Origin of the sequence: Alterileibacterium massiliense (genome assembly GCF_900104645.1) — a bacterium.
GTDB classification, from domain to species: Bacteria; Bacillota; Clostridia; order Peptostreptococcales; family Anaerovoracaceae; genus Alterileibacterium; species Alterileibacterium massiliense.
In genome coordinates this window covers 972647-989591 of sequence record NZ_FNWE01000002.1, presented here as the reverse complement: position 1 = coordinate 989591, position 16945 = coordinate 972647, and the positions used below count along the sequence as shown (strand labels likewise).

12 protein-coding genes and 2 tRNA genes are annotated in these 16945 nt (G+C 32.8%); 13 read left to right on the top strand and 1 reads right to left on the bottom strand.

The window, feature by feature from the left end; genetic code table 11:
• The first annotated feature begins 125 nt into the window (after positions 1-125).
• From alaS to coaE, 7 genes are all read left to right on the top strand, one after another.
• Positions 126-2741 (top strand): alanine--tRNA ligase, encoded by a 2616-nt coding sequence (gene alaS, locus BQ5371_RS06370; RefSeq protein ID WP_071133017.1) that lies wholly within the window; start codon positions 126-128, stop codon positions 2739-2741.
• Between the two features lies 1 nt (position 2742).
• On the top strand, positions 2743-2985 hold the full coding sequence (locus tag BQ5371_RS06365) for an IreB family regulatory phosphoprotein (protein ID WP_083377459.1): 243 nt from the start codon (positions 2743-2745) through the stop codon (positions 2983-2985).
• Between the two features lie 11 nt (positions 2986-2996).
• Entirely contained in the window at positions 2997-3440 is a 444-nt protein-coding gene (gene ruvX, locus BQ5371_RS06360; RefSeq protein WP_071133016.1) for a Holliday junction resolvase RuvX, read from the top strand.
• Positions 3441-3523: 83 nt separating this feature from the next.
• Positions 3524-4234, top strand: coding sequence for a YebC/PmpR family DNA-binding transcriptional regulator (locus BQ5371_RS06355; RefSeq protein ID WP_071133015.1), 711 nt, complete (start codon positions 3524-3526; stop codon positions 4232-4234).
• A 290-nt stretch (positions 4235-4524) separates the two neighbouring features.
• Positions 4525-5823, top strand: a complete 1299-nt coding sequence (locus tag BQ5371_RS06350) for a P1 family peptidase (RefSeq protein WP_071133014.1) — start codon at positions 4525-4527, stop codon at positions 5821-5823.
• 8 nt (positions 5824-5831) lie between these two features.
• Complete coding sequence (polA, locus tag BQ5371_RS06345; protein WP_071133013.1) at positions 5832-8501, top strand: DNA polymerase I; 2670 nt, start codon at positions 5832-5834, stop codon at positions 8499-8501.
• Complete coding sequence (coaE, locus tag BQ5371_RS06340) at positions 8498-9103, top strand: dephospho-CoA kinase (protein WP_071133012.1); 606 nt, start codon at positions 8498-8500, stop codon at positions 9101-9103. Before polA ends, coaE begins: the two co-directional genes overlap by 4 nt.
• A 19-nt stretch (positions 9104-9122) precedes the next feature.
• On the opposite strand, the gene nhaC is transcribed toward coaE, so the two are convergent.
• The gene (nhaC, locus tag BQ5371_RS06335; protein ID WP_071133011.1) at positions 9123-10574 is read right to left on the bottom strand and encodes a Na+/H+ antiporter NhaC; all 1452 of its coding nucleotides are present in this window, start codon (positions 10572-10574) and stop codon (positions 9123-9125) included.
• A gap of 134 nt (positions 10575-10708) precedes the next feature.
• Here nhaC and BQ5371_RS06330 point away from each other — a divergent pair.
• From BQ5371_RS06330 to BQ5371_RS06310, 6 genes are all read left to right on the top strand, one after another.
• Positions 10709-10791 (top strand) — tRNA-Leu (locus tag BQ5371_RS06330).
• 46 nt (positions 10792-10837) lie between these two features.
• Positions 10838-10924, top strand: a tRNA-Leu gene (locus BQ5371_RS06325).
• A 38-nt stretch (positions 10925-10962) separates the two neighbouring features.
• Positions 10963-11439: a preprotein translocase subunit YajC gene (yajC, locus tag BQ5371_RS07020; RefSeq protein ID WP_083377458.1), complete on the top strand. Its 477-nt coding sequence runs from the start codon at positions 10963-10965 to the stop codon at positions 11437-11439.
• Positions 11440-11685: 246 nt separating this feature from the next.
• Entirely contained in the window at positions 11686-13953 is a 2268-nt protein-coding gene (locus BQ5371_RS06320; protein ID WP_071133010.1) for a protein translocase subunit SecDF, read from the top strand.
• Between the two features lie 36 nt (positions 13954-13989).
• Complete coding sequence (locus tag BQ5371_RS06315; RefSeq protein ID WP_235821179.1) at positions 13990-16200, top strand: RelA/SpoT family protein; 2211 nt, start codon at positions 13990-13992, stop codon at positions 16198-16200.
• A gap of 2 nt (positions 16201-16202) precedes the next feature.
• The gene (locus BQ5371_RS06310) at positions 16203-16835 is read left to right on the top strand and encodes an MBL fold metallo-hydrolase (protein ID WP_071133008.1); all 633 of its coding nucleotides are present in this window, start codon (positions 16203-16205) and stop codon (positions 16833-16835) included.
• The last annotated feature ends 110 nt before the right edge of the window (positions 16836-16945 follow it).

Genomic DNA, 16945 nt, shown 5'->3' with positions numbered 1-16945 from the left:
GAATGAAATTACTATATTATAAGGATATAGCTTATTAATTTGCAAAAAATTAGACAAGAAAGATATTCGGATGTATAATTTAAGATAGTTTTTTGAAATAGATTTAAAACTATTAGGAGAGGTTTATGGATAAATTAGGGCTTAATGAAATAAGAAAAAAGTTTATAGATTTTTACACAGAAAAAGGACATTATCCTGCAAAGAGTGCGTCATTAATTCCAAGGAATGACAAAAGCTTGCTAATAATAAACTCAGGAATGGCACCTCTCAAAGCTTATTTTGCAGGAACTGAAACTCCTCCGAGCAAGAGAATGACAACCTGTCAAAAATGTATAAGGACGGGCGATATAGACAATGTCGGAAAGACTTCAAGACATGGAACTTTTTTTGAAATGCTTGGTAATTTCAGTTTTGGAGATTATTTCAAAAAAGAAAGCCTTAGCTGGGGCTGGGAGTTCATTACTAAAGAGCTTAATATGCCTAAGGACAAGCTCTGGGCAACTATTTATGAAGATGATGATGAAGCCTTTGAAATCTGGAAGACTTTAGGAATGCCAGAAGAAAGAATTGTCAGACTTGGAAAAGAAGATAATTTTTGGGAGATAGGACTAGGCCCTTGTGGACCATGCTCAGAAATTTATTATGACAGAGGTCCAGAATATGGCTGTGATGATGAGAATTGCAAACCGGGCTGCGAATGTGATAGATATATTGAATTTTGGAATCATGTATTTACTCAATATTCTAAGGAAGTTGACGGTTCATATTCAAATCTAGCTCATCCTAATATTGATACTGGAATGGGTCTAGAGAGAATTGCCTGCATAATGCAAGGAGTTGATTCGATTTTTGACATTGATACCATAAAGCATACTGTAGACGCAGTATGCAAGCTAGCAAATATAAAATATGAAGATGGAAATCCTTCAGAAGATATGAGCGTTAGAATAATTACTGATCATCTTAGATCTGTTACATTTATGATTTCAGATGGTATATTGCCTAGCAACGAGGGCCGAGGTTATGTTCTTAGAAGACTTATAAGAAGGGCTTATAGGCATGGAAAGCTACTTGGCATCGATGGTAAATTTTTGAGCACACTTGCTACGAGCGTAATTGAGGTAAGTAAAGATGCTTATCCTGAATTGCTGGAGAAAAGAGAATATATCAAGAAAATACTAGGAATTGAAGAAGATAAATTTAATAAGACGCTTGATAGCGGTTTAAATATTTTAAATGAATATATAAAAGATATTAAAAAATCAAATGATAATATGCTTAAGGGTGAATATGCTTTTAAATTATATGATACATATGGTTTCCCAGTTGAAATGACAGAAGAAATTCTATCAGATAAAGCTATAAGCGTTGATATTGAAGGATTCAATAAGTGCATGACGAATCAGAAAAATCTCGCAAGAAATAATAGAAAATCTACAGAGGATGAAGCGTGGAAAGAATCTGCAGACTATAGTAATTTAGACAAAACTATTTTTACTGGATATGAAGAAACGACTACTGAAGCAAAATTAATTTTCTCAGGTGATTATTCATCAAATGTAAGATTGCTTATTTATGACAAAACCCCATTTTATGCTACAAGCGGTGGTCAAGTAAATGATACAGGATTAATTATTAGAGGAGATAGAAAATTAAAAGTTACAGATGTAATAAAAGAAAATGGTATTATTATTCATCTTATTAATTCTGAAGATTATAACGAAGCTAAAGCTATTTCGATTGGTTCTAGATCAAAATTAATTGTCGATAAAAATAGAAGGCATAAGATTGCAAGAGGTCACAGTGCAACGCATATTCTTCATAAAGCCTTGAAAAATGTTTTAGGAGACCATGTAGTTCAGGCAGGTTCATTTGTAGATGATGAATATTTTAGGTTTGATTTTAATCACTATGAAGCTATGACAGAGGACCAGATAGATGAAGTACAGAAAATAGTTAATGAAAAAATTGATGAATTTCTACCTATAACAACTAATGAAATGGAAATCGAAGAAGCAAGAAAATTAGGAGCAACAGCAATATTTGGTGAGAAATATGGGAAGATAGTCAGAGTTGTTAAGATGGGAGATTTTAGCATCGAATTTTGCGGAGGAACGCATTTAAATAACACCGGCATGATAGGTGCATTTAAGATAGTAAGTGAAGCAGGAATTGCAAGTGGCATTAGAAGAATAGAAGCCGTTGTCGGCACCAAGGTATGGGAAAAGCTTGAACTGAAAGAAGATCTCATCTATGAATTATCTAATGCTCTTAAGGTAAAAGAAAATGATTTATTGCATAGGATAAACCAGCTGGTTATACAAAATAAGGACTATGAAAAAGAAATAAGGGAATTTAAAAAATCTGAATTATCTACTTCCATAGATGAAATAATATCTTCTGCCAAAAACATTGGTGACAATATTAAATATATGACATATGAGTTTAAGGATATTGAAGTAGAACAGCTTAGAAATTTGTGTGATGATATTAAATCTAAAATTGAATCATCTATAATTGCACTATCAACAATTAATGATGGCAAAATTGTATTTATTTTATCAGTTGCAGATAACCTTGTAAGCCAAGGGTATAATGCAGGTAAGATGCTTAAGGAGTCTGCTAAAATTGCTGGAGGTGGCGGAGGAGGAAAGCCAAATCTTGCACAGGCAGGAGCAAAAGATAGGTCAAAGATAAAAGATGTATTTTCTAAGATAGAAGAATTAATAGGAGGACAGTAAAGTGGATAAAGATACCTTATATTTTAAAAATTCAAAATCAAAGATGACAAATAAGGAAGTTCTTAATAAAATATATAAAGCTCTTGAAGAAAGAGGATATAATGCGATAGATCAGATAGTAGGATATATGACATCTGGAGATCCATCATATATAACAAGTCATAACGATGCTCGTAATTTGATACTTAGAGTTGATAGAGATGATTTACTTGAAGAAATATTAAGAGATTATCTTAAAATCTAAAGGTTATAAATATGAATAAGAGAATTATCGGGCTTGATGTCGGTGATAAAACCATCGGCGTAGCTATTAGTGATCCTTTGCGTATTATTGCACAAGGCGTTACAACCATTGATCGAGTTGGAATAAGGAAAGATACGACAAAGATTATTGATTTTGTAAAAGAATATGACTGCGATACTATTGTAATAGGACTAAATATAAATTTAAATGGAACTGATAGCGTGCAAACAAAAAAAGTCTATGATTTTAAGACCATGCTAGAAAATAAATTAAGAAGCACAGGATTATCCAAAGTAAAATGTATATTTGAAGATGAGCGTTTTACTACTGTTATAGCAGAGAGAGTATTAATAGATGCAGATTTAAGCAGAAAAAAGAGGAAAGAAGTTATTGATAAGCAATCTGCTATTATAATACTTCAAAGCTATCTAGATAGTAATGGATCCAATATCTAATTAGCTTATCTTGTTCTTATTTTTGCATTAATATATAATATCAATATAATAATAAAAAATTTAAATATGAAGGGAGTCTTTAAGTGGGAAGACATGGTACAATAGCAAATAGAAAATCAGCACAGGATTCTAAGAGGGCAGCTATATTTACAAAATATTCAAGGCAGATAATGGTTGCTGCAAAGGATGGTGGAGATCCTGAATTTAATTCTACGCTTAGGGTTGCAATTGAAAAGGCAAAATCAATTGGTATGCCTAATGCAAATATAGAAAGGGCAGTGAAGAAAGGTTCAGGAGAACTCGAGGGAGAATCTTTTGAAGAACTTACATTTGAAGGATATGGTCCAAGTGGTGTTGCAATAATAGTCAATGCTTTGACTGATAATAAAAATAGAACAGCATCTTTTGTTAGATCTACATTTGATAAAAATGGTGGGAATTTGGGCACACCAGGTTGCGTATCTTATATGTTTTCAAGAAAAGGTGTTATAATTATTGAAGCAAAATCAGAAATTGATGAAGATACCATAATGATGGATGCTCTTGAAGCGGGAGCAGAAGATGTTATTTCAAATGAAGATAATTATGAGATAAGGACAGAACCTTCAGTTTTCAGCGATGTACATAAGGCAATGTCCGATGCAGGATATGAAATTGCAGAGGCAGAAATAGAACATATACCATCTATGGAAGCGAGCGTGTCTGATGATGATATAAAATCATTAAGCAAGCTTATAGACACGCTTGAAGATAATGATGATGTTCAGAGCGTATATTATAATTGCGAGCTCTAATTAGCAAAGAAATAAATATTATATAAATAATTACCTGAAATATTTGTTGGGAATATTAATTGAACCTACACATATTGCACGGGACTGCGGGTCTATTTATTTATGAAATGCCCATTTGGGACTTCAGATAATAAAAAGCAGCAGGTACCCACCCTTTTCTTAGATAGGGCGTCAATTATGTGACCTGACGGTATTTCGGGTTTTATTTATAATTATTTAAACTAATTTTGATATAAAAGATATATGTGATAAACTGTAAAAAAATATCTATTGCTATTAGGGTGATTATTATGAAATTTCAAATTATTAATGTATCAGACATTGAGGGATTTAAGTTAGGCAATGCAGAAGATTTAAAAGCTGGCACTGGTTGTACGGTAATCATTTCAGAAGAAGGTGCTCTTGCAGGAGTTGATGTAAGAGGCGGTGCACCGGCAACTAGAGAAACAGATTTACTTAAAAGCGAAAATACAGTTCAAAAGATTAATGCCGTGGTAATTACCGGAGGAAGTGCTTTTGGACTTGAATCAGCGTCAGGAGTTATGAATTATCTCGATGAGAAAAATATTGGATTAAAGGCTTCTGGTATAAATGTTCCTATCGTTTGTTCTGCCTCATTATTCGATTTAAATGTTGGTTCAAAATTTGTAAGACCTGATATTGAGATGGGAAAAAGGGCAGTAGAAAACGCATATATGAACGAGTTCAAATCGGGAAATTTCGGGGCAGGAACAGGAACAACTGTAGGTAAAATTTATGGAATTGAAAGATCAATGAAAACAGGTCTTGGTACATTTGCCTGTCAGATTGACAATCTCCAAATAGGTGCTATAACAGCAGTAAACGCAGTAGGAGACATATATGATGATAATAATAAAATAATAGCAGGTCCTTTAAGCGAGGATAAGACCGAAATATTAAGCACAATTATGGCACATAAAGAAAGAATCTTAGGAATAAACAATAATTCTAATGCTAATATCGACATTTCAGGAAATGGACATTTAGAAAAAAGCTTTTTAAAAAATGATATTTCTGAAAATGATGATCTAAAAAATATTATAGAAAAAGACAATTTAGGAAAAGATAATTTAGAAATAAATAGTGTAGAAAATGATAATGGTGATGAATCTGAAAACAAAAAAATAGCTAATATAGAAGATAACAAAATTAGAGATGAAATACTTAGAATAGAAGGAAGAAATGGAGAGGGGATACTTCCTATTCCTGATAATAATAAGCCAAATGAAATTAAGATATTAGATGGAGATTCATTATTTAGTGATGAAGATGATATGATATTTAACACGACCATCTCATGCTTGATTACCAATGCAAAGCTTACAAAGGTGCAGGCTAATAAGCTTTCTAGCATACTTCATGATGCATATGCAAGAGCAATAAAGCCGGTACATAGCTCACTTGATGGTGATACGATTTTTGTTATGACAACGGGAAAAGTAGAAGCTGATTTTGATTCATTAGCTGCATTATCAACGGATATTTTACAATATGCAATAATTAATTCAGCAAGAAATGCGGAGCCTGCCTACGGCTTGAAGTCAGCAAGCTCCTTTTTAGAAAAATAGAGGGGAAAATGAATAAAGATAAATTAGTTATTATAGACGGAAACAGCTTGCTCTTTCGTTCATATTTTGCTATGAGACCAATGGTTACAAAGGACGGATTTCATACGCAGGGTATCTTTGCTTTTATAAATATGCTTGAAAAGATATTAAATGATTTTAAACCAACTTATATAGTTGTAGCCTTTGATGTGGGCAAAAAAACATTTAGACATGATATTTATAGCGAGTACAAGGCTGGAAGAATGAAGACTCCTCAAGAATTAATTGATGAGATACCAGTTCTTCATGAGATTCTTTTAGCTATGAATATCAAGATAATGGAAATGGAGAATTATGAAGCAGATGATATTATTGGAACTGTTACAAAAGAGGCGAGCATAAATAATATAGAATCCGTCGTCATTACAGGAGACAAGGATGAATTGCAACTTATTGATGATAATGTCAAGGTCATAATTAACAAACGAGGAATGACGGATTTTGATTTATATGATAAAGCAGCGATGAAAGAAAGATATGGGCTCACGCCTAGCCAATTTATAGATTTAAAAGGTCTAATGGGAGATAGCTCCGATAATTTACCTGGTGTATATGGTGTTGGTGAAAAAAAGGGAATCCAATTATTAAAAGAATATGGGAATCTCGATGAAGTCATAAAAAATAAAGATCTAATAAAGGGTAAGCTTGGAGAAAATATAAGGGATAATGTTAAAGAAGCCCTTATGACCAGAGAGCTTGCTACAATTAATAGAGATGTACCAATTGAGATAAATTGGAATGAAATTAAATATATTGAGCCTAATTATGAAAAATTAATAGAGATATATAAAAGACTTGAGTTTAATTCATTTTTAAAAAAAATATCTCAAAATACAAATAATAAAGACGAAAAATTAAATTCAGAATTTTCCAAGATAAAAAATATTAAAATAGATAATTTTCTGGAAAAACTAAAAAAAGATGACTCAATAATTATCTATATTGAATCAAATAATGATCATTTAAACTGTGTTAAGGTTAGAAATTTATATCTCTACAAACCTGAAATTGAGTGCATAAGCCAATATAAAGTTGATAGTATAGATGGTTTAAAAAAGATATTAGAAGCTCTAGTAAAATTAGATTGCAAAATCATTGGACATGGACTTAAGGAGCAATTTTTTTCACTTAAATCAATAGCAAGCGATATTGCAAATAATTTAATAATAAGCCATGATACAGAAATAGCTGAATATATTCTTGAGCCAAATAGGACCAGATATGATTTAGATAAGATGTTTTTAAGTTACTGTGGGGAAGTAATTGAGTACGAAGAAAATACAAAATTAAATAAACAGCTCACCTTATTTGATGAAGATGAAAATAAAGAAGCAGACGAAAATATTATAAAAAAGCGACTTTTTGCAATAAGTAAGGTTTATGAAAATCAGAGAAATGAAATAGATGATAGGGGACTAAATGACATATATTATAATTGCGAATTACCTCTTATAAAGGTTCTTTCAGACATGGAGCTAAATGGAATTATAATTGAGGAAAAAACAATTATTAATATAGGTGAAGAGCTTGAAATTAAGATCTCCGAATTATCTAAAAGGATTACCAGGTTAGCAGGGAAGGAATTTAATATAAGCTCTCCAAAACAGCTAGGAATAGTTCTATTTGATGAAATGAATTTGCCATACCCTCAAAAAAGCAAGGGGAAAAATGGATATTCAACCGCCGTTACAATACTTGAAAAAATAATAGATGAGCACGAGATAATTTCTTTAATTTTAAAATATAGAAAATATACGAAATTAAAAAGCACATATATAGATGGACTTATAAAACTTATCGCTAGCGACGGAAGAATCCATCCTCATTTTCAGCAAACTGTAGCTGCTACAGGCAGGCTAAGTTGCACTGAGCCTAATTTGCAAAATATACCTTTCAGAGATGACTATGGAAGACTTATCAGAAAGGCGTTTGTAGCAGGCTCTGGAAGGACGCTTATCAGTGCGGATTATTCTCAAATAGAGCTTAGAATAATGGCAGCATTATCAGGAGATGAGGATATGATCGAAGCATTTAATCAAGGTAAGGATATTCATAGGATAACTGCTTCAAAGGTATTTGGCATTCCTATTGAAGATGTAAACTCATCTCAGAGATCTAGAGCAAAGGCTGTAAACTTTGGAATCATATATGGTATGAGCGGTTTTGGCTTAAGCGAAGATATTCATGTTTCAAGATATGAAGCTGATAATTATATTAAAGATTATTTTAATAAATATCCAAAGGTTAAAGAATATCTAGATAATCAAGTTGAGATTGGGAAAAAAGATGGAGAGGTACGGACTATCTATGGAAGAATAAGGCAAATACCTGAGTTTTCATCGAGAAAGTTTATGGAAAGAGAGCAGGCGAAAAGACTAGCAATGAACACACCGATTCAGGGCTCCGCCGCCGATATAATTAAGTATGCAATGATTAGAGTATATAATGATTTAGTGGAAAAAGGACTAAAATCAAAGCTTATCTTGCAAATACACGATGAGCTAATAATTGAAACATATGATGATGAGATAGAAGAGGTTAAAAAAATTCTAAAAGAAAGAATGGAAAATGTAGCAAAACTACCTGTTAAGCTTACGACAGATATTAATATAGGCGAAAGTTGGTATGATTTAAAATGATTGTCATAGTTATTACAGGCGGCATCGGCTCGGGGAAAACAGCAGTAACAGATTATTTAATATCTAAAGGATATAAGGTTATCGATACCGATTTAATGGCACATGAGATAACTTCAAAAAATGGTAAGGCAATTTCTTATATAAGAGATGTTTTTGGTGAAGAATATATTTTAAAAGATGGTAGCATGGACAGGGGAAAGATAAGAAAGCTAGTCTATCAGGATGAAAATAAGAAAAAGCTTCTTGAAAAAGGAACTACCGATATAATTATTTCCGACACCAAAAAAATGATTGAAGATTATAGGAAGAAAGGGCTAGAAATACTATTTGTTGCCATACCTCTTTTCTTTGAAAATGGAGGAGATAACGAGAACTATTTTGATAAAATATGGCTGGTTTGTTCTGACATGGAAAAAAGAGTTAAAAGAATTAAAAAAAGAGATAATCTTGATGAAGATATGATAAAGAAGATAATGGACAAACAGATGCCTGACAGAGATAAAGAAATAAAATCTGATGTAGTGATTAAAAATTCCGGAACAATTGAAGAATTGCACCGGAAAATAGATAGTCTTTTATTCAATTTAAAGGAGAATAATTAGAGATTAGCTCTTTACTTTACTATTTGCTTAGCTCTTTTATTTTACCTTTCTTTAAATCACGCTTTCTCGTTCCATTTAAGTCAGCAACTGTAATTCCTGCATATGCTAAAATAATATTTACAATAGGCATTAGGTAGTTAAATATTGCAAAAGGAAGATATTGGAATGTTCCTATCTGCAAAGTAGATTTTATAAATGTACCACAGGTGTTCCAAGGTACGAGAGCTGATGTAACAGTGCCTGAATTTTCGAGGGCACTGCTCAGCGTTGCAGGGCTAAGATTTCTTTCTTCAAATGCTTTTTCATACATTCTTCCAGGTACAACAATTGAAATATACTGCTCAGGCATTGTAATATTGCTTGCAAGACAGGTTGCTTCAGTTAGTGTAACAAGTCCACCGTCGGTTTTTATATGCCTTAATATTCTATTAACTATCACATCAAGTTGCTTTGTTTCCTCCATTATTCCACCAAACATCATAGATATTATAGTAAGTGAAACAGAAGATAACATATTAGTGATTCCGCCTGTTGATAATAGTTTGTCTATAGATTTAACTCCTGTATCGCTTGTAAATCCGTTCATTCCGCAGTCAAGAATATCACCTAAGGTGCAACCACTCCTTTGAAAGATGAGTCCTAAGATGCTTGCTGAAATTATACCTAAAACAATCCCAGGTAAAGCTGGAGCTTTTTTTATTACTGCAAGTATAACTATAATTGGTGGCAAGAGAAGGATAGGATTAATATTAAAATTATTGCTTAATCCTTCGCTGATTATTTTTACAGAGCGTATAGAAGCATTGCCGAGGTTTGAAGAAAAATGTAAACTGAGACTTCCAAAAAATAATATGCTTATCACATAGGTAATAGTTGTAGGGAAAATCATAAATCTTATATGAGAGAAAACATTGCTACCTGACATTGCAGGTGCTAGGTTTGTCGTGTCTGAGAGGGGTGACATTTTATCACCAAAATAAGCACCTGAAATAACAGCACCTGCCGTTGCAGGAAGTGGAATGCCAAGTCCTTGCGAGATACCCATTAGAGCTAAGCCCATTGTACCCATTGTTCCCCATGATGAGCCTGTGGCAAGGGAGGTTATTGAGCATATTAACAAGGCAGCTACTAAAAAAATTTTTGGAGAAATTAATTTAAGCCCATAATATATCATTGTAGGAACTACACCGGATACAATCCACACTCCAATTAGAATTCCTATAACGATCAATATCATTATTGATCCCATAGCTCTTGAAATTCCTTTTACCATAAAGGATTCTATCTTATCCCAGCTATATCCTAGGTGCATAGCCATAATTGCAGCGGATATAACCCCTATAAACATAGGAACATGAGGTTCAGTTTTAAATACAATTATTCCAACAGCCATAATTGCTATTAGCGTCAGAAAAGTTAATATCGCTTCCCAAAGTTTTGGAAGTCTTTCTTTTTTATTATTAATATCCATGATTTCCTCCAATAATTTGTTATTTTACCATACATCTATAGTTTATGGTAATAAAATTTCGGAAGAGGGTGTATATTTTATTAAAAATATTTGATTTTTACTTTTTTACTGGTATAATATTTAGGTAATTTCGTGCGGCTGTGGCGGAATAGGCAGACGCGCATGCTTGAGGGGCATGTGGGAGACCGTGCTGGTTCGAGTCCAGTCAGCCGCACCATTTTTTTTATAATAATCTATATAATAATACTAAATAATAACACTAAGCCGATGTGGCGGAATTGGCAGACGCGCGGGATTCAAAATCCCGTGATAGAAATATCGTGTGGGTTCGACCCCCACCATCGGCACCATCACATTATTATTTCAAAAAAATGAAATGGAGGATATTATGAGAGGTAATGCACAAGCAATAAATTTAATTCTTATTGTAGTATTTATAGCCGTAATTTATTTTTTGATGATAAGACCTCAGAAAAAAAGAGATAAAGAGACAAAGGCTATGAGAGATGCACTTAAACCGGGCGATGAGATTTTGACAATCGGAGGTATTAAGGGTAAGATTGTTAGAATTAAGGAGGATACGGTTACTATAGCTGTTGGAGCTGATAAGGTAAAACTTGAATTTGTAAAGTCTGCTATTGGCACTGTACTAGATAAAAAAGCTGACAATGCTGAGCCTAAGAAAGAAAAGTCTCAGAAAGCAATTATTGAGGAAGAAGACAACGCTCCTAAGCCTGATAGGAATAAAAAAGTTCGTCCTAAAAAGCTTAATAAAGATGAAAAACAAGATAAAGAAGCAAAAAAAGAAGTAAAAAAAGAAATTAAGAAAGAAGAATCAAAGAAAGAATCAAAAGAAGAAAAGTAAGAATTGTTTTATATTTAAGCGTTGCCCGTGCAACGCTTTTTTATTTATTTATAGTTTATTTACTAATCGTCTTTTTATGCGACTTATCTTATGAATTTTAACATTTACACTTATAATTTATAGACAAAATAATAAAGTGTAATGCTTGAAAACACAAGACTTTTAATGTAAAATAACATGATATATTTTTATTTAATATAGGAAGAAAATCATAAATTTATTATTTTACGAAAGGTTATAAATAATATGAAATCAGCAACTAAAAAGTTTTTTGCAATTCTAATACTATTTGTTTTAATTTTTGGGTGGATATTTTCTATAACGGGAGCTGGTCCATTTAAAAAATTATCTAAACAGTTAAAATATGGATTAGACATCAATGGCGGAGTATATGTTCTATTAGAGGCTAATACAAAAGAAAAAGGAACAGAGCTTACCAAATTGATGGAGCAAACAAAGACCGTATTAGAAAACCGTGTTAACGCAATGGGAATATCAGAGGCGGCAGTATCTATCGAAGGTTCTAAAAGGATAAGAGTAGAGATGCCAGGAGTTAAAGATGCCACAGAAGCTATTAACCAAATTGGTAAAACGGCACAATTACAATTTTTGCTCGCTGACGGCACCCCTGTAATGACGGGAGAAGGGGTTAAAAATGCTAGTTATACTACGGATTCACAAAATGGTGGATATAAGATAACGATGGATTTTACGGCTAAGGGTCAAGATGCTTTTGCAAATGCAACTGAAAAATCATCAAGCGGCAAGGTAGTTCCTGCACTTCGCGATGAAAATAATCAATTAGTAGATCCTACAGCCATTGTTATAATGCTTGATGATAAGGTTATATCGGCACCGACAACAAAAGAAAAGATTTCAAGTTCAACCTGTGAAATAACGAGGAATGGCGGATTTAAAGAAGCTGAAGCAAAGACAACCTCAGGACTTATTAGAGGAGGAGCACTCCCTGCATCGCTAACAGAAGTTAATTCATCTGTAGAAACAGCTACGGTAGGGGCTAACGCTCTAGAGCTCAGTGTTAAGGCAGGTCTGATAGGACTTGGAATAGTATTCCTCGTCATGATAATAGCCTACGGTGCCTTGGGTGTGGTTGCTGATATTGCACTTGCCTTATATATTTTACTTGATTTATGGATAATGTCTGCTCTAGGAGTTGTTTTATCGTTACCAGGCATAGCAGCAATTATTTTATCCATAGGTATGGCCGTTGACTCAAATGTAATTATATTTACAAGAATTGCAGAAGAAATAGAAAAAGGTAAATCTATAAGGGTCGCTGTTGATAGTGGTTTTCATTCAGCCCTATCTACTGTAATAGATTCTCAGACAACAACTCTTATTGCTGCAATAGTACTTTATCTAATAGGTACAACCTCAGTTAAGGGATTTGCTTTGACTCTTATGATTGGTACAGTAATAAGTATTTTTACCGCAGTATTTATTACTCAGCTCTTTGTTACGCTAATGGCTGACTCCAAAAAGCTTTCAAAAAATAGTTTCTTTGGAATTAAAAAAGATGGAAGAGCAAGATATAAATGGAAACATCATATTAAATTTATAAAAAATAGAAAGATATACTACCTTATAAGCTCGTCTATAATCATATTAGGAATTATTTTTACAATCTTTAGAGGATTTAATTTTGGTATTGATTTTACCGGCGGTACAACAATACAGATGGACATGGGTAAGAAGGTTAGCATCGAAGAAGTTAAAGATACAATAAAAGATTATAAATTAAATCCTACGATTGTATATGCAGGAGAGGGAAATAAAGAAATTGTCATTAAGACAATAAAATCACTAAATGCAAATGAAAGGAATGAGGTCGTAAATACCATAGATAAAAAATATCATGTTGGTGGAATGGATGCTGTCCTTTCATCTGAAGAATTTGGACCAACAGTCGGAAAAACTTTGAGAAAAAATGCTGTTAAATCAATTCTAATAGCTGTATTCTTCATGCTTATATATATAAGATTTAGATTTAAAAATTGGAAATATGGTCTTTCAGCAATTTCAGGACTAGGGCATGATGTACTGGTTACACTATCATTATATGCTATCTTCGGATTTACCATAAATAATCCATTTATAGCTGGTATATTGACTGTTGTCGGTTACTCTATTAACGATACAATTGTTGTATTTGACAGGATTAGAGAAAATAGTAGATTTTTCAAGAGAAAAGAGCTTGAGACTCTCATAGATACATCAGTAAATGAAACTCTTACAAGATCAATACTTACATCACTTACTACCTTGGTAGTTATGATACCGCTTTATCTAATGGCAACAATTGAAATGAAGCAGTTCTTAATACCGCTTATGATTGGTGTAATATTTGGTACTTATTCATCTATATTCTTATGCAGTCCGCTATATTATGAATTTAATAAAAAAGATAGCATTTCAAGATATGATGAAAAAAGAAACAAAATTGAAAAGAAAAAGAAAAAAATCAATAAACCAAATGACGGAATAGTAAAATAAATCTATCGCATTGATTTTGCCTTAATGGAGGTAAACTTGGCAAATAATAATTTAATTCCTACAGCAGAACAATATATCGAGGATATAAAGGCAATAAATAGTAAGTATGACGATCCGTCTGTTATTAAGGCCTTTAATCTAGCTGTTAAATTACATGATGGGCAATTTAGAAAGAGTGGTGAACCATATATTATTCACCCAATTGCAGTATCTAAAATTTTAGCTGGATTTGGAATTGATAAAGAAGCCTTGATTGCAGGGCTTCTTCATGATGCGGTTGAAGACACTGATTTCACAGAAGACGATCTAAAAGCTGAATTTGGAGATGAGGTGGCTCTCCTAGTTGATGGCGTTACAAAGCTTGGAAATATCAAATATGACTCAAAAGAGAAGATGCAAGCTGAAAATTTTAGAAAGATGTTTCTTGCTATGTCTAAGGACATAAGGGTTCTTATAATTAAGCTTGCTGATAGGCTCCATAATATGAGAACAATTGAATTTATGCCAAGTAATAAGATTGAAGAAAAGGCTATGGAAACGCTTGAAATCTATGCTCCTCTTGCAGGCAGACTTGGAATGTATAATGTTAAATTTGAGCTAGAAGACCTCGGATTGAAATATTTACATCCTCGCGAGTATGAAAAGCTATTAAAACAGGTTAATAAAAAGAAAGAACTCAGAGGAAAAATTGTAGTAAAACTAATTGAAGAACTGGAAGAACTTCTTAAAAAACAGGATATTGATTGTGAGGTAAATGGCAGATCAAAGCATCTATATAGCATATATAGAAAGATGGTAATGCAGAAAAAAGAATTAGATGAAATTTTTGATTTGATAGCTATTAGAGTCATAGTTGATAATCTTAAAGATTGTTATGCAGTTTTGGGGCTGGTACATACAAGGTGGATTCCTATACCAGGTAGGTTTAAAGATTATATTGCAATGCCAAAACCAAATATGTATCAGAGCCTACATACCACAGTATTAGATGACAAGGGTGAACCGTTTGAAATTCAAATAAGAACAAAAGAAATGCACCAGATTGCGGAATATGGTATTGCTGCCCACTGGAAATACAAAGAGGGAAATATCAAAGGAAGTTCTGATGAAAACGATAGAAAGCTCTCGTGGCTCAGACAGGCACTTATCTGGCAACAGGAATCAGATGATTCTCTCGAATTTTTAGAGACTCTAAAGATGGACTTGTTTGAAAATCAAGTGTTTGTTTTTACACCTCAAGGCGATATTAAAGAGCTTCCATATGGATCTACTCCACTTGATTTTGCATTTAAAATACATACCGATATTGGTCTTAGATGTGTTGGTGCAAAGGTTAATGGGAAAATGGTCCCAATTGGAACGAAGCTAAAAAATGGAGATATTATAGAAATTATCACATCTTCAAATTCTTCAGGTCCAAGTATGGACTGGTTAAATATGGTTAAGAGTTCGCACGCAAGAAATAAGATTAAAAATTTCCTGAAAAAAGCGAACAAAGAAGAACTTAATCTAAGAGGAAAGCAGAGAATTATAGATTATATCAAGAAGAAAGGATATGACTCTGATTTAATTTGTAAAAATTCTTATATATTAAGGGCAGTTAAGGATAGCGGATTATTAAATGTTAATGAACTTTATAGCCAAATTCAGCATGGCGGTCAAGCACTAAATAAGCTTGCCAATAAACTAATTGGTTACTACGAATTTGATAATCTAAATGATGAAAAAAATAATAAGAATAAGGAAGAAAAGTTTAATCAGGGGAGCAATCTAAAATCTTTACAGGCATCATCCGATTCGGGAATTATTGTAAAAGGTGCTGATAATCTCATGATAAAGGTTTCTCACTGTTGTAGCCCTGTCCCTGGCGATGAAATTATCGGTTATATTACCAAGGGTAATGGAATTGCAGTTCATAGAAAGGATTGTCCTAATATTATTCATCTTCCAGAAGAAGAAAAAGAGAGATTAATTGAAGTAGAGTGGGATAAACCTAAGATTGGTCAGGAATTTTATGTGAATATTATCCTTGAGGGGCACGACAGAAAGGGTTTATTCAGCGAAATATCAAAGGCTTGCGACGATAAGGACATTAGACTTGCGGGCGTTATTATGAAACCTGTTGATGGCGGTGCAGTCTCAATGGAAATTACAATAGGAATTACAGAAACACATCAAATCCATAGATTGCTTGTTGCACTAAGAAATCTTGATGGAATTGATCAGGCATATAGAGCTAGGAGGTAGTAATGAGTATAGAAGTACATTGGTTTGATCAAAATATGTATATGGAAATGACATATGTAGGAATAGAAGAAAAGACTGGGAAAACTATATTAGTTGACCCTGGAACTTATAATTCCAAGATAAATAATATTATAGAAAATTCCAATGGACTTGAATACATATTTCTAACACATGGTCATGCCGACCATATATGCGAACTACCAATATATAAAGAATTATATCCAAGGGCTAAGGTTGTAGGCTCAGCAAAAGAAAAAATAATGTTTAATAATAGTAATATAAATATGGTATATCAGCTTACCGGTAAAAAGCTTGAATTCGATCCCGATATTTATGTTAAAGATGGAGATGAAATAAGCCTTGGAGATACAGTATTTAAGTTTATAGAAACTCCAGGTCATACCGAAGGTGGAATGTGTATTCTAACGGAAGAGTTGATATTTACAGGAGATACCTTATTTAGAGGAGATATTGGAAGATATGACCTTTATGGAGGAGATTTTTTAAAACTAAAAAATTCTATTATAAACAAATTATTTAAATTACCTGAAAATATTATCGTCTACCCAGGGCATGGACCTTCTTCATCCATTGGCCGTGAAAAAAGATATAATATAATGTCATCAATAATTTAAATGTATAGATTTTATATAAATAATATAGATAATGAATATCATTTTTCTGAGCTTATAAGGATATTTTTAAATAATGATGAATTTGAAGTTATTCCTGTTAACTTGAATGA